The sequence below is a fragment of the Priestia sp. VA7 genome (assembly GCF_055710015.1).
On record NZ_JBVQPN010000002.1, the window covers coordinates 808,903 to 821,992 of the forward strand.

Here is a 13,090-nt window from a genome sequence, read left to right on the forward strand (position 1 = left end):
TTGTCTTTTAAAAATAAATTAAACCGTATGAAAAAGCATCTTCACGTTACAGAAGCAAAGCCGCCGGTTGAAAGTAACCCGCAGCAACCTAAAAGCGCGTCTATTCCCTATGAGCAGGAATGGAAGGGAAATCATGCTGTTCCTTACTTTGCGGAAGACAGCTACTGTATGATAAGAGAGGTGGTTTACCCGCTCGACTACAAGCATGGACATTATGAATTTAATGAGCTGAAAAAAGTAGTGGAAGTATGGAATGGGTCTACAGTTGCTCATCCGCTTTCATCAAAAGGCCGCACATATTCAGATTTATTTTTCTTTGATACGGAAACGACGGGGCTTAGTACAGGTACGGGAACAACTATCTTTTTGCTAGGATATGCAAGGGTGCTAAAAGATTCCGTCGTTTTTCGTCAACATATATTAACAGAGCCAAGCGGAGAAGTAGCATTTTACGAAAGTTTCTTAAAAGAAGTAGACTATACGACGCTTGTGACTTATAATGGGAAATCTTTCGATTGGCCTCATGTGAAGACTCGTCATACACTATTGAGAGATCATTTGCCCAAACTGCCTAAGTTCGGTCACTTTGATTTACTGCATGCATCAAGAAGGCTGTGGAAACACAAAATGAATTCGGTTAAGCTTGCGAATGTCGAAAAAGAAATACTTGGAATTGAACGAGTTGATGATATTCCAGGTTTCTTAGCTCCCATGATTTATTTTGATTTTATTGAAACGAAAAATCCAAGAGGCTTATTCGACATTATGAAACATAATGAACATGATATTTTATCACTTATCACCTTATACATTCATTTATCAAAACATCTCCTTACTAGTGAGGAGTTTACAGAAAAAGAAACATATGAAGTAGCAAGGTGGTATGAGCAGTTAGGGGAGAATAAGCACGCTTTCTCACTTTATCAGGGCGTAGCGGAAAAAGAAAAAGAAGAGCATGAAAAAGCTCAGCTAGCGATGGCTTATCATTATAAAAAAGAGAAGAGCTGGAAAGAGGCAGTGGACATGTTTGAACCCTTGGTTCAAACATGTGAAGGTGACGTCGCTATAGAAGCATTGGTTGAGCTAGCTAAAATTTGTGAGCATCGTCTCAAAGATGTGCATCAAGCACTTCTATATACTGAACTCGCCTTGGAAAAGTGGAATCAACTCAGAGAAAGGACTAAAAAAACGTCGAAGGAAGCGCTTGAAAAAAGACTTCTTAGACTAAAAAATAAATCAGCTAAAGCATAGACTTCAGCTGATTTATTTTAAAATATTCAGAATTATTATTCTTTTGTTTTTGTGGATGTTTTATATTGTTCTATTTTTCAGTCATTGATAAAATTAGTCAATGTAAGACTTATTCTTACAGCTTAAAAACAGAACTTTGGTGAGATGGAGAGAGGCCTCATGAAAAATGTGATTTTAGTATCATTTTTCGCATTAATTTGTTTAACAGTAATTGTCTTAAGCAGTTTGAAAAATTCGTATAACTCCTTTATGTAGGCCAAAAATAGGTGTTTGTCTTAGTACATGTACACTACCCTTCACATATTGTAATAGTGTAATAACTAAACAGTGAAAGGGGAAAAAGGATATGTATCCAAGACCAACAAAATGTATGCCACCAATTGTGCATCCAACAAAATGTTGCACGCAGTTTACTTCTCAGGAGGTAGTTGTACCTCACATTCATCCAAGTCATAATACATTGGTGAATCATACAAATGTGAAGCACGTACATTACTTCCCGCAAACGCAATCTGTTGTAAATGAAACTTCAAATCAACAGTTTTTTGGCGGTGCGCAGCAATATCCAACTCAAGTAGGGGGAGCAGGCTATCCAGGTCAAATGGGAGGCTACCCAGGTCAAGTAGCAGGTGCTGGTTACCCAGGTCAAGTAGGGGGAGCTGGTTTTCCAGGTCAAGGAGGCTACCCAGGTCAAGTAGCAGGTGCTAGTTATCCGGGACACAAAGGTTGCGGCCAAGGAAGCTGTCATACAAAAGGCGCGCATCAAGGACCTAATTCAGGGTATTTTAGATAATGTACGTTAATAGGAGCTGATTACATCAGTTCCTATTCTATTTTGTTACAAAGGAGTTATATAATGAAGGTGCTGACGGTTACTGGTTATAAGCCATTCGAACTTGGGATTTTTAATGAAAAACATCAAGGCATTACATACATAAAAAAAGCGCTCTATAAAAAATTACAGGAATTAGTAGAAGATGGATTAGAATGGGTATTGATTAGTGGCCAGCTAGGAGTAGAGATTTGGGCAGCGGAAGTGGTATTTGATCTCCAGCTGGATTATCCCGAGCTTCAGTTAGCTGTTTTAACACCATTTTTGGAGCAAGAAGAAAAATGGAATGAAGCCAATAAAGAATTGTATGAATTCGTCTTAAGTCAAGCAGATTATGTAGATAGCATCACAAAAAAGAAATATGAAAGTCCAGCACAGTTTCGGTTAAAAAATCAGTTTTTAGTAGAAAAAAGTGAAGGTATTTGTTTAGTTTACGACGAAGAGCACGAAGGAAGTCCTAAATATATGTTAGAAACGGCTAAAAAACGTGCTGAACGAGAAGAATACCCTATTATAATGGTGACGTCTCACGACTTACAGGATATCGTGGATGAAGAAAAATTTTCGTCTTTTTAACGCCATTTGGCGAAACATTTTAAAAGATAAATTGACATTTGAAGCTATTTTTGAAAAAATGAATTATAATAAAGATAAGGTTTATCGTATTCGAGGTGATAGAGATGTTAGCTGATAAAATTCGTTTAACGGCCAAAGAAATTTTAGAAAAAGAATTTAAAACAGGCATGAGAGGCTATAATCAAGAAGAAGTAGATAAGTATCTAGATTCTGTTATTAAAGATTATGAAGCATTTCATGAAGAAATTGAAGCATTACAAACTGAAAATTTACGCTTAAAAAAGCAAGTAGAAGAGTTATCTAAAAAGCCGCAACAACCTTCGTTTACCCCGCCGCCGGCTCAACAGCAGCAGCAAGCGGGTACGACAAACTTTGATATTTTAAAACGTTTGTCGAACTTAGAAAAACATGTGTTTGGAAGTAAATTATACGAATAACCTAAAAATAGGAGTTGCATTCAACTCCTATTTTTATTATACTAAGGAAAGTCGTTATCAATAACGTTCGGGTAATTGCTGCATCACATATGAGGATGTAGAGGAAAGTCCATGCTCGCACAGACTGCGATGTCTGTAGTGTTCGTGCCTAGCGAAGTCATAAGCTAGGGTAGCTGTTAAAAGCTAACGGCGGGGAAAAAGCCTAAGTCTTTTTAAGATATGGCTTGACTACTCTGAAAGTGCCACAGTGACGAAGTCTTATCAGAAATGGTAAGAGTGGAACGAGGTAAACCCCTCGAGCGAGAAACCCAAATAATGGTAGGGGAACTTTCTGGAAGGAACTGAACGGAAGGAAGGACAAAATGGTTACATTTTGTAGATAGATAATTGCCACCGGAGTACGAGGTAGCTAGCCGCTTGCAGTACAATGGTACAAAACATGGCTTACAGAACGTTATTGAAAAGCAATCGACACTTGTTGTTATACACTATACTTTAATCCAACCCAGCTCTTCGTATAATGGAAGAGCTTTTTTTATGTCAAAATGACAGCTTATCATAAGCTGTCATTTTTTTGTACAATCAGACTGAGCTTGTTGTCAGCCTCAGGTCTTAGGAGAAAATAAAGCTCTAGCTCGTTTTGAAAAAACGTCATAATCCTTAAACTAAGTATATAGATAAGCGAAAGGAGGAGACAAAATGCAAAAAGTTGGTTTGTTTTTGATTGGAGCGGTAGCTGCTATCGTTCTTTTTGCAAATGCCGGTCCGATGGTAGGGCTTGCACTTGGCTTGGTTATTTTGTACGTAGCATTTAAAGGGTTTGTTAAAGCAGAAACCCCCTTTAAAAAATGGCTCTGGGGGTTTATTGGTGTTGTCGTACTCTTAACAACCGTTTCAAACCTTCCGGCCCTTGCTGGTATCATCGCAGCAGTCGTACTTTATATTGTGTATAAAAAGTGGAACAGCAGCAGCTCTATAAAAACGGAAAAAGAAGATCCGTTTAAGCACTTTGAACGTCAGTGGGCTGACTTAAATCAAAAATAATAAAATTTCACTTTATTATCTAAGGAGATGAACAAAATGAGAAACTTATTTACTCGAATGAAAGAAACGATTTCTGCAGACCTTCATCAATTACTTGATCACAAAGAACAAAAAAATCCAATTGCTGCACTAAACCACTATTTGCGTCAATGCGAGCAGGAGACCGAAAAGGTAAGGCAGCTTGTTGAGCGACAGCACACGTTAAAAGAACAGTTTAATCGCGAATATCATCTGGCCCTTGATATGATGAAAAAGCGCCATGAGCAAGCACAAGTAGCACAAGCAGCTGAAGAAGCGGAATTACATGAATTTATTTTAAAAGAACATGCTCACTACGAAGAGAGAGCAAAGCGCGTAAAAGAATCTTATGAAGATGCATCCAAGCAGTTAGAAGAGCTTGAACAAAAGTATGAAGAAATGAAGCATAAGGTAAAAGATATGCATATTCGCCGTATGGAACTAATGGGGCGCGAAAATATTGCTCGTGCGCATCATCGTATGAATTCAGTAATGAAAACAGAAGCATCTTATACGTCTTACAGCCAGTTTGACGAAATGGAAACCTATATTGACCAGCTTGAAAATCAAATTAATACAAATTACTATAGACAAACGGTAGACAGCAAGATTGCTGAATTAGAAAAAAGAGTAAAATCATCGTAAAAAATCAGTGTTTCTGCATAAAACATGGTATTCTAAAAAAGGCGTAGGTTTCTGCGTCTTTTTAAGGTGAGAGAATAGATACCTGCAGCATCCAAAGAACGCTATGTCATCTACGAGGAGAAGGGAGAGAGAGCTGTGCAAAGCGTAAACAAAACAGAATCTCTTATGTTCATTTTTATTTGCAGTTTATTTGTCCTGTTTATTGAAATTATGTTTTTTCACAGCGGCTTGATCTTTTCTGTATTAATTGCCGGTGCGTTCATGTATATTGGGCGAAAAAAAATGAGAAGAAAACTAGGGCGCATTTTATTTTGGATTGGCGTTATTGGGCTTGTGTTGAATATATTTAATACGGTTGCCTTTAAGTTTTTAATTATTGCTCTTTTTCTGTATTTTTTACTTAGATTTATTCAATCAAGAAAGCATCCGGTTGAATTCAGACCAACTGACGAATTTACCCAGCAGCCAAACCAAAGTTTGGTGCAGGTCCGGCCGGTTTTGACGAATAAACTTCTTGGTAGTCAAAGAACCGAAGACTCCGTATACGAATGGGATGATATTAATATTCAAAGCGTATGGGGAGACATTGTGGTTGATTTAAGCAATACCGTTCTGCCAAAAGGCGATGCGGTTATTTTTATTCGTCAAGTGTTTGGAAATATTAAAGTGCTCATTCCTTACGAAACGGAAGTATCTGTGAATCATTCTAAACTAGCAGGAAACGTAACGGTTTTTGGACATCAGCGCGGCTTTTCGTTCAATGAAAATTTGTCTATCAAAACAGAGGGATTTGATCAATCTGCTCATAGGGTGAAGATTGTTACAACTGTTGTGATTGGAGATTTAGAGGTGCAAAGGATATGAGTATTCTTCAACGGCAGTTATTATGGGGGATTTTCCTAAGTTTTTTTGTATTTGTATCCGTGCTCCTTACCGTGTTTTTTGCATATCCTGTTTTTCAACTTAGCGACTTATGGAAAACAAGCGTATTGGGCATGCCTTTTGTGCTGTTTTCCTTCAGTTTGAGCCTTACGATTGGAAGCGTGATTGGAGGAATCATGGGGTTTATGTGGAGACAGCAGTGGACATATGTTGAAAACCGATTATATGAAATGGAAAATGGCCACCGGCATATGTCGGCAAATGAACCGCTTATTCAAGAAACGTCTCGAATTATAAGCCGTTTAAATAAAGTAGATTATAAAATGATTCTTCAAGCACAGCAATCTCAAAAGATGGCAACGGAAAAAGTGGAAAATCAGCAAAAGCAAGTGCAAGAAATTGTTTCTCAGGAACGAAATCGGCTTGCTAGAGAACTGCATGACTCCGTTAGTCAGCAGCTATTTGCCGCTTCGATGCTTATGTCTGCTATTACGGAGTCCAATCTTACGCTACAAGACTCTGAAGCTAAGCAATTAAAGATGGTTGAAAAAATGATTAACCAATCACAGCTTGAAATGAGGGCTTTGCTTCTTCATCTTCGTCCTGCAGCATTAAAAGGAAAATCGCTGCAGGCTGGAATGAAAGAACTGATGAATGAGCTTGCTCAAAAAGTACCGCTTGAATTAAATTGGAAAATAGAAGCATTTGAACTTGATAAAGGCATTGAAGACCACTTGTTTAGAATTTTGCAAGAATCCGTATCAAATACGCTGCGTCATGCCAATGCAACAGCTTTAGATGTGCTGCTGATTAAACGTGACTTTTCCATTATTTTACGTATTGTTGATAACGGAGTTGGTTTTGATGTAGAAAAGGAAAAAGTCGGATCGTACGGCCTGCAAAATATGTACGAACGCGCAGTTGAAATTGGGGGCCTATTAAAAATTATTAGCTTGCCCGACAAAGGAACAAAGCTAGAAGTAAAAGTACCGTTAGTAGAAAGAGAGGAGAAGCAAAATGATTAATGTACTGTTAGTGGATGACCATGAAATGGTTCGTATTGGCGTAGGAGCGTATTTGTCGGCTCAAGCAGACATTCATGTAATAGCTGAAGCAGCAAACGGCCAACAGGCCGTTGAATTAGGGCTTCAGCTGCGCCCGGATATTATTTTAATGGATTTAGTCATGGAAGAAATGGACGGGATTGAAGCAACAAAACAACTGATTAAGCAGTGGCCAGAAGCGAAAGTGATCATTGTCACTAGCTTTCTAGATGATGAAAAAGTATATCCCGCTCTAGAGGCAGGGGCAACAAGCTACTTATTAAAAACGTCTAAAGCAGGAGAAATTGCAGCTGCTATTCGCCGTACATATGAGGGGCAATCTGTATTAGAGCCCGAAGTAACCGGTAAAATGATGTCTAAAATGAGAAAACCGTCTTTACCTCATGAAGAACTGACAGCTCGTGAAATGGAAATTTTACTGCTAATGACACAAGGCAAAACAAATCAAGAGATTGCAGACGAATTATTTATTGCGCTAAAGACGGTAAAAACACATGTGAGCAATTTATTAAGTAAGCTGGATGTACAAGACCGGACTCAAGCCGTCATCTACGCCTTTAAACACAAATTAGCGCAGTGAGAATCGTTATTCAAAAGAGAATAACGATTTTTTTTGTGAAAAACCTATTTTTTTGCATGTATTCATTATAAAATAGCGATATGCGTAAAGGCAAACGCTTACGTAAAAGCACTATTTTGAGGGGTTGAGCACATGGAAAAGAAATGGTGGAAAGAAGCTGTTGCGTATCAAATCTACCCGCGAAGCTTCATGGATTCAAACGGCGACGGAATTGGTGACATTCAAGGGGTTATTTCAAAATTAGACTATTTATCTGATCTTGGAATTGATGTCATTTGGATTTGCCCGATTTATCAGTCTCCTAACGACGATAATGGCTACGATATCAGTGATTATAAAGATATTATGAAAGATTTCGGAACAATGGAAGACTTTGATGAGCTGCTAGATGAAGTTCACCATCGCGGAATGAAGCTGATTATGGATTTAGTTATTAATCATACTTCAGATGAACACCCTTGGTTTTTAGAATCTAGGTCTTCTAAAGAGAATCCATATCGTGATTATTATATTTGGCACGAAGGTAAAGATGGAAAAGAGCCAAACAACTGGGAATCTATTTTTAGCGGATCAGCTTGGGAGTTTGACGAGAAGACAAAAGAATATTACATGCACGTATTTTCTAAAAAACAGCCCGATTTAAACTGGGAAAATGAAAAAGTACGTCATGAGCTTTATGAAATGGTTAACTGGTGGTTAGATAAAGGAATTGATGGTTTTCGTGTAGATGCTATTTCGCATATTAAGAAAGTGGCCGGCTTCCCAGATCTACCGAACCCTGAAAAGCTAGATTATGTGCCATCGTTTGAAGGGCATATGAATCGACCGGGAATTCAAGAACATTTAAAAGAGCTAAAAGAAAATACGTTTGCCAAATATGATATTATGACGGTTGGAGAGGCAAATGGTGTAACATCGGACAGCGCAGATGAGTGGGTAGCTGAAGATGGCGGAAACTTCAATATGATTTTTCAGTTCGAGCATATGGGACTGTGGGATAAAGGAGAAGAAAAACCGCTTGATTTAATCGAGTTAAAAACGATTTTAACTAATTGGCAAAATGGTTTAGAAAACATCAACGGCTGGAATGCTTTATATTTAGAAAATCATGACCAAATTCGTTCTGTAAATAAATTCGGCAGCGTAGCTTACCGAGTGGAAAGTGCAAAGTGCTTAGCTGCACTATACTTTTTAATGAAAGGAACACCGTTTATTTATCAAGGACAAGAACTTGGAATGACCAATGTTAAGTTTGATTCTATTGACGATTATGATGATGTTGGTATGATTAACTACTACCGTATTCAGCGTGAAAAAGGCGATACACATGACGAGATTATGAAAGTAATTTGGGAAACAGGCCGCGATAATTCAAGAACGCCAATGCAGTGGAATACAGAAAGAAATGCAGGATTTTCGACTGGTACCCCTTGGATGAAGGTGAATCCAAATTACGTAGATATTAACGTAGAAGAGCAGAAAAGTGATGAAAATTCGGTACTGAATTTTTACAAACAGCTCATTAAAATTAGAAAACAGCATGATGTGCTGGTGTATGGAACTTATAAGCTATTGGCAGAAGAAGATTCCGCTATTTACGCGTATACGCGAACATTAGAAGGTAAAACCGCTGTTGTTATTTGTAATATGTCACCGAAAAATCAAACGTTCGAGTTTCCTTCAGAGAGCTCGTTTTCAAACAGAGAAGTGCTGATTCATAATTATCCGTTGGATAAAAATGAAACGCTTGAAAAATGTACGCTGCACCCATATGAAACACGTGTATACTTACTTTCATAAACAAGTTGAGCAACCGATTGCGCAATTTTTAAAGTGAAAAGCTTTTAAAAACACATTTATAGACGACATAGGTGAAGAAACTGCTGGCTCTGTCAAGAGCGAGCAGTTTTTGCATTTTAATAAAAAGACGGAGAAAGCTTTGACTACGGCGCATGTATATGGTACTTTTACACTTAGTGTAGATAATTAGAAACAAAATGAGGTTGAAAAATGGCGAAATATAAAATTATTGCAACAGCAGCAATGGGAATTGAAGCACTGGTCGCTAAAGAAGTGCGTGCTTTAGGATATGAATGTGAAGTAGATAATGGCAAGGTTATCTTTGAAGGAGACGAGCTCGCAATTGCTCGCTGCAATTTATGGCTTCGTACAGCAGATCGAATTAAAGTGCAGGTTGGACAGTTCAAAGCTCGTACGTTTGATGAGCTTTTTGAACAAACAAAAGCATTAAATTGGGGAGATTATTTGCCCGTAGATGCACAGTTTCCTGTATCGGGAAAATCAGTTAAATCTAAATTGTTCAGCGTATCAGATTGTCAAAGCATTGTGAAAAAAGCAATTGTTGACAGCATGAAAAAACATTATAACAAAACAACAGGATGGCTCGAAGAAACAGGGTCAACGTTTAAAATTGAAGTAGCGCTATTAAAAGATGTTGCTACATTAACAATTGACGCAAGCGGTGCAGGGCTTCATAAGCGCGGTTACCGCGTGGGGCAAGGGGAAGCTCCTTTAAAAGAAACGCTGGCAGCGGCTCTAATTATGCTAACGCCGTGGAATGCGGATCGTCCGTTTGTCGATGTTTTTTGCGGTTCAGGTACAATTGCTATCGAAGCAGCGCTTATCGGTCAAAATATTGCACCAGGATTTAACCGTGACTTCTTATCAGAAGAATGGCCATGGATGTCAGCAAGTATTTGGGACAAAGCGCGCGAAGAAGCAGAAGACTTAGCGAACTACGACCAAGTGCTAGATATTGCTGGTCATGATATTGACCATCGTATGGTAAAAGTAGCGGAGCAAAATGCATTTGAAGCTGGACTTGGAGATTTAATTCAATTTAAGCAAATGCAAGTGCGCGATTTTACGACGCCGAAAGAATATGGAATCATTATTGGTAACCCTCCGTACGGCGAACGTTTAAGCGATCGTCCTTCTGTTGAAAAAATGTACGCTGAAATGGGCGAAGCGTTTTCTAAGCTTGATACGTGGTCGATTTATATGCTTACATCTCATGAACAATTTGAACAATACTACGGTAAAAAAGCAACGAAAAAACGCAAATTGTTTAACGGGTTTATTAAAACAGACTACTATCAATATTGGGGACCTCGTCCTCCACGCAACGATCAATAAATACAAAAGCCAAGCGGTGTAAAAACCAGCTTGGCTTTTGTACGTTATTTTTTTTTCAAACCTCGATAAGCTAGCATTCCAAACATGCCTATACCGAGCACGACAATTAATAAAATAAACCAAAATGTAGCATTAAGCAGGTATTTATATAGTCCGTCATAATAATCATGCATATACTCACCCCATTATGTTTTTTATAGTATGGGCGAGTAGCAGGGCAATATATGTATTCATTTCTTTTCAATAGCAGGCCTAAAACGAGAAATGATTAGCTTATTTCTAACATATTTACGAAAGGGAAATCTCATACTAAAACCTAAGAGGTGATAAAATGAGAAAGAATCGATCAGCAGGGATTTTTGGGGGGGCTGATGCTTCTTTCATGGTTAACCATCCCTTTTATAGGACGACAGCATATTAAGCGCTATTTATCATCTACTATGTTTATTTCCTTTTTAATGATGGTTGAAAGCTATATTGCTGAAAAAAAGAAGTGGTGGATATTCCCTAATCCTCCTCATCCATATCTAACAGGTGAAGCTGCTTTACTTTTAGGTCCATTTTTAGCAGGTTCTTTATGGATTAAAAAGTTCACATATGGCCATTTTGGAAGGTATATGTTATTAAATGCAATCGTAGATACATTTTTTGTTTATCCTTTTCAACGAGCTATGAGCCGTGCAAAGCTTTTTAGGGTAGGCACATTTAAAAAGTACCATTTGCTAGGTATCTTTCTGTTGAAAGCTGCTTTAATGTACGTTTACCAACATCTAGTAGTAGAGAAACCGAAACCTCAGCGTGCTTTAAAAAATAATCCTATAGAATAAAGGGACAGGCAGGGAAACGTGATTTTCTTGCCTGCTATTTTAATGCCCCAGATGTCATTCCTGAAATGAAATGCTTTTGCAAAAACACGTACGCAATCAATAATGGGATAGAAGAAAGAACGACTGCTGAAAACAGCATAGGGTAATTAGTCAGAAATTCCCCTTGAAAGTCCAATAGTGCAATAGGCAGCGTTTTTACTTCTTTAGATTTTAACAATAGCAAAGGGAATAACAGATCATTCCACACAATCACAAACGAAAAAATTCCTACTGTAGCCATTGATGGTATTGAGAGTCGAAGAGCGATTTTTGAATATATTTTCCACTCTGACGCTCCGTCCATGCGAGCAGCTTCGAATAGTTCCCTTGGCAAAGTTTTCATAAACCCCGTGATAATAAACACACCGCTGGGAAGCAAAAAACTTATGGAGACGATAATGACGCCTGTTAGCGTATTGACGAGTCCAAGCTTATTCATCAGCAAAAAGACAGGAATCATATTGACTTGAGTAGGGACAATCATTCCGCAAACAAAAAAGCCGTATACAATCCAGCCAAGCTTTTGAGGTAGCTGAATAATGGCATAAGCAATCATGCTTGAAAACCATAGAATAAAAAACGTGCTAAAGACGGTAACACTCACGCTGTTTTTAATATAGCCAAAGATGGGTTCATTGACGAGCAGCTGTTTATAATTTTCAATATTCCAGCCTGCTGGTAATCCGATTGGGTTGCTGTAAAGTTCAGGCGTTGTTTTAAAGGTTGATAATAAAACCAAGCTTAAGGGCAACAGAATGATCAAACCGTATATCCCTAAAATCAGTTGTCTGAATGGGTTTTGTTTCATAAAAGAATCTCCTTTTACATTTTGGTCAAGCGAAGTACGCGAAATTGAAGAAACGTTAAAAGAGCAATTACAATCATAAATACAACTGAAATGGCAGAGGCATAGCCGAAACGAAAATTAATAAAAGCTTCGTGATAAAGAAGTGTCGAAAGAATTTCAGTTGAGTTGGAGGGACCTCCATTTGTCATTGCAATGATTAAATCAAATGCTTTAAAACTTTGTATGGTCGTATAAGCTACAACCATTGTCGTAGCTGGAGCTAAAAGAGGCCACGTAATGCGCTTGAATTTTTGCCATCGTGTTGCTCCATCAATACTGGCAGCTTCATATAACTCACTGGGAATAGCTTGAATTCCAGCTACAAAAATAATAAGCATTTGACCAGTATGTGCCCAAAATTGTACAAAAGCCAAGCTGTAAATTGCGATATGTCCATTTCCAATCCAAGACTGGGTCCAATGCTCAAGGCCTATTTTACTTAAAAACAGGTTAACTCCTCCAATGTTGGGGTCATACATAAAGTTCCACGTGAAGGCAATCGATACGGACGAAATAATCGTCGGTACAAAAAAGAGTGAGCGATAAAATGTATTCCATGCAGAATTTTTATAAAGTAAAAGTGCAAATCCCAAGCTCAATAAAGTTTGAAAGATCAGCACGCCAATTGTGAATTTTAAGTTGTTTGTAAGAGACTGTGTAAAAATAGCATCGTTTGTTAAAATTTCTTTGAAGTTTTGAAACCCTACAAATGAGAACTGAGAAGACAATCCATTCCAATCAGTTGTGCTTAAAAATAAAGCAGAAAGCGTTGGCAATGCAAAGAAAACAGTATATATGATAAAGCCGGGAAGTAAAAACAACCATAGATGTCGGCTTTTAGAGATACTTTTAAATGAAAAGAGAGGAAAAGAGAGGAAAAGAGAACGAAGGG

General features: G+C 38.0%; 15 protein-coding genes and 1 other RNA gene. 13 read left to right on the plus strand and 3 right to left on the minus strand.

Going from position 1 to position 13,090, the window contains the following annotated elements:
- From AC0C45_RS10640 to AC0C45_RS10695, 12 genes are all read left to right on the plus strand, one after another.
- Entirely contained in the window at positions 1–1,251 is a 1,251-nt protein-coding gene (locus tag AC0C45_RS10640; RefSeq protein WP_257063109.1) for a ribonuclease H-like domain-containing protein, read from the plus strand.
- A gap of 346 nt (positions 1,252–1,597) precedes the next feature.
- Complete coding sequence (locus tag AC0C45_RS10645) at positions 1,598–2,044, plus strand: CotD family spore coat protein (RefSeq protein ID WP_472928133.1); 447 nt, start codon at positions 1,598–1,600, stop codon at positions 2,042–2,044.
- Between the two features lie 63 nt (positions 2,045–2,107).
- Positions 2,108–2,659: an SLOG family protein gene (locus AC0C45_RS10650; RefSeq protein ID WP_016763482.1), complete on the plus strand. Its 552-nt coding sequence runs from the start codon at positions 2,108–2,110 to the stop codon at positions 2,657–2,659.
- 104 nt (positions 2,660–2,763) lie between these two features.
- Positions 2,764–3,096, plus strand: a complete 333-nt coding sequence (gpsB, locus tag AC0C45_RS10655; RefSeq protein WP_013056140.1) for a cell division regulator GpsB — start codon at positions 2,764–2,766, stop codon at positions 3,094–3,096.
- A 63-nt stretch (positions 3,097–3,159) separates the two neighbouring features.
- Positions 3,160–3,548: RNase P RNA component class B (gene rnpB / locus AC0C45_RS10660), an RNA gene on the plus strand.
- Positions 3,549–3,795: 247 nt separating this feature from the next.
- Positions 3,796–4,140, plus strand: a complete 345-nt coding sequence (locus AC0C45_RS10665) for a lmo0954 family membrane protein (protein ID WP_034653389.1) — start codon at positions 3,796–3,798, stop codon at positions 4,138–4,140.
- A gap of 36 nt (positions 4,141–4,176) precedes the next feature.
- Positions 4,177–4,803, plus strand: coding sequence for a PspA/IM30 family protein (locus AC0C45_RS10670; RefSeq protein ID WP_013056142.1), 627 nt, complete (start codon positions 4,177–4,179; stop codon positions 4,801–4,803).
- A gap of 135 nt (positions 4,804–4,938) precedes the next feature.
- On the plus strand, positions 4,939–5,667 hold the full coding sequence (gene liaF, locus AC0C45_RS10675) for a cell wall-active antibiotics response protein LiaF (protein ID WP_047930931.1): 729 nt from the start codon (positions 4,939–4,941) through the stop codon (positions 5,665–5,667).
- Positions 5,664–6,710: a sensor histidine kinase gene (locus AC0C45_RS10680; protein ID WP_472928134.1), complete on the plus strand. Its 1,047-nt coding sequence runs from the start codon at positions 5,664–5,666 to the stop codon at positions 6,708–6,710. The genes liaF and AC0C45_RS10680 overlap by 4 nt, the downstream gene beginning before the upstream one ends.
- Complete coding sequence (locus AC0C45_RS10685) at positions 6,703–7,329, plus strand: response regulator (RefSeq protein WP_013082360.1); 627 nt, start codon at positions 6,703–6,705, stop codon at positions 7,327–7,329. The genes AC0C45_RS10680 and AC0C45_RS10685 overlap by 8 nt, the downstream gene beginning before the upstream one ends.
- Before the next feature lie 132 nt (positions 7,330–7,461).
- On the plus strand, positions 7,462–9,129 hold the full coding sequence (locus AC0C45_RS10690; RefSeq protein ID WP_047930930.1) for a glycoside hydrolase family 13 protein: 1,668 nt from the start codon (positions 7,462–7,464) through the stop codon (positions 9,127–9,129).
- Between the two features lie 210 nt (positions 9,130–9,339).
- Positions 9,340–10,485: a THUMP domain-containing class I SAM-dependent RNA methyltransferase gene (locus AC0C45_RS10695; RefSeq protein WP_013082362.1), complete on the plus strand. Its 1,146-nt coding sequence runs from the start codon at positions 9,340–9,342 to the stop codon at positions 10,483–10,485.
- Positions 10,486–10,529: 44 nt separating this feature from the next.
- Here AC0C45_RS10695 and AC0C45_RS10700 read toward each other — a convergent pair whose 3' ends face one another.
- Entirely contained in the window at positions 10,530–10,658 is a 129-nt protein-coding gene (locus AC0C45_RS10700; protein WP_013056148.1) for a hypothetical protein, read from the minus strand.
- A gap of 198 nt (positions 10,659–10,856) precedes the next feature.
- Here AC0C45_RS10700 and AC0C45_RS10705 point away from each other — a divergent pair, with 198 nt between their 5' ends.
- Positions 10,857–11,312, plus strand: a complete 456-nt coding sequence (locus tag AC0C45_RS10705; RefSeq protein WP_336437530.1) for a hypothetical protein — start codon at positions 10,857–10,859, stop codon at positions 11,310–11,312.
- 34 nt (positions 11,313–11,346) lie between these two features.
- Here the strand turns inward: AC0C45_RS10705 and AC0C45_RS10710 are convergent, their stop codons facing one another.
- Positions 11,347–12,159 carry a carbohydrate ABC transporter permease gene (locus tag AC0C45_RS10710; RefSeq protein WP_472928135.1) on the minus strand — a complete coding sequence of 271 codons (813 nt, stop codon included), beginning with the start codon at positions 12,157–12,159 and terminating at the stop codon, positions 11,347–11,349.
- A gap of 14 nt (positions 12,160–12,173) precedes the next feature.
- A complete protein-coding gene (locus AC0C45_RS10715; protein WP_211186111.1) occupies positions 12,174–13,019 on the minus strand; it encodes a carbohydrate ABC transporter permease in 846 nt (281 codons plus the stop codon).
- Positions 13,020–13,090 lie beyond the last annotated feature (71 nt).

What these genes read in the sequence shown, in the direction of transcription:
- AC0C45_RS10645 (WP_472928133.1), top strand. Translation starts at nt 1,598, where the DNA reads ATGTATCCAAGACCAACAAAATGTATGCCACCAATTGTGCATCCAACA.
- AC0C45_RS10650 (WP_016763482.1), top strand. Translation starts at nt 2,108, where the DNA reads ATGAAGGTGCTGACGGTTACTGGTTATAAGCCATTCGAACTTGGGATT.
- gpsB (WP_013056140.1), top strand. Translation starts at nt 2,764, where the DNA reads ATGTTAGCTGATAAAATTCGTTTAACGGCCAAAGAAATTTTAGAAAAA.
- AC0C45_RS10665 (WP_034653389.1), top strand. Translation starts at nt 3,796, where the DNA reads ATGCAAAAAGTTGGTTTGTTTTTGATTGGAGCGGTAGCTGCTATCGTT.
- AC0C45_RS10670 (WP_013056142.1), top strand. Translation starts at nt 4,177, where the DNA reads ATGAGAAACTTATTTACTCGAATGAAAGAAACGATTTCTGCAGACCTT.
- AC0C45_RS10680 (WP_472928134.1), top strand. Translation starts at nt 5,664, where the DNA reads ATGAGTATTCTTCAACGGCAGTTATTATGGGGGATTTTCCTAAGTTTT.
- AC0C45_RS10685 (WP_013082360.1), top strand. Translation starts at nt 6,703, where the DNA reads ATGATTAATGTACTGTTAGTGGATGACCATGAAATGGTTCGTATTGGC.
- AC0C45_RS10690 (WP_047930930.1), top strand. Translation starts at nt 7,462, where the DNA reads ATGGAAAAGAAATGGTGGAAAGAAGCTGTTGCGTATCAAATCTACCCG.
- AC0C45_RS10695 (WP_013082362.1), top strand. Translation starts at nt 9,340, where the DNA reads ATGGCGAAATATAAAATTATTGCAACAGCAGCAATGGGAATTGAAGCA.
- AC0C45_RS10700 (WP_013056148.1), bottom strand. Translation starts at nt 10,658, where the DNA reads ATGCATGATTATTATGACGGACTATATAAATACCTGCTTAATGCTACA.
- AC0C45_RS10705 (WP_336437530.1), top strand. Translation starts at nt 10,857, where the DNA reads ATGCTTCTTTCATGGTTAACCATCCCTTTTATAGGACGACAGCATATT.
- AC0C45_RS10710 (WP_472928135.1), bottom strand. Translation starts at nt 12,159, where the DNA reads ATGAAACAAAACCCATTCAGACAACTGATTTTAGGGATATACGGTTTG.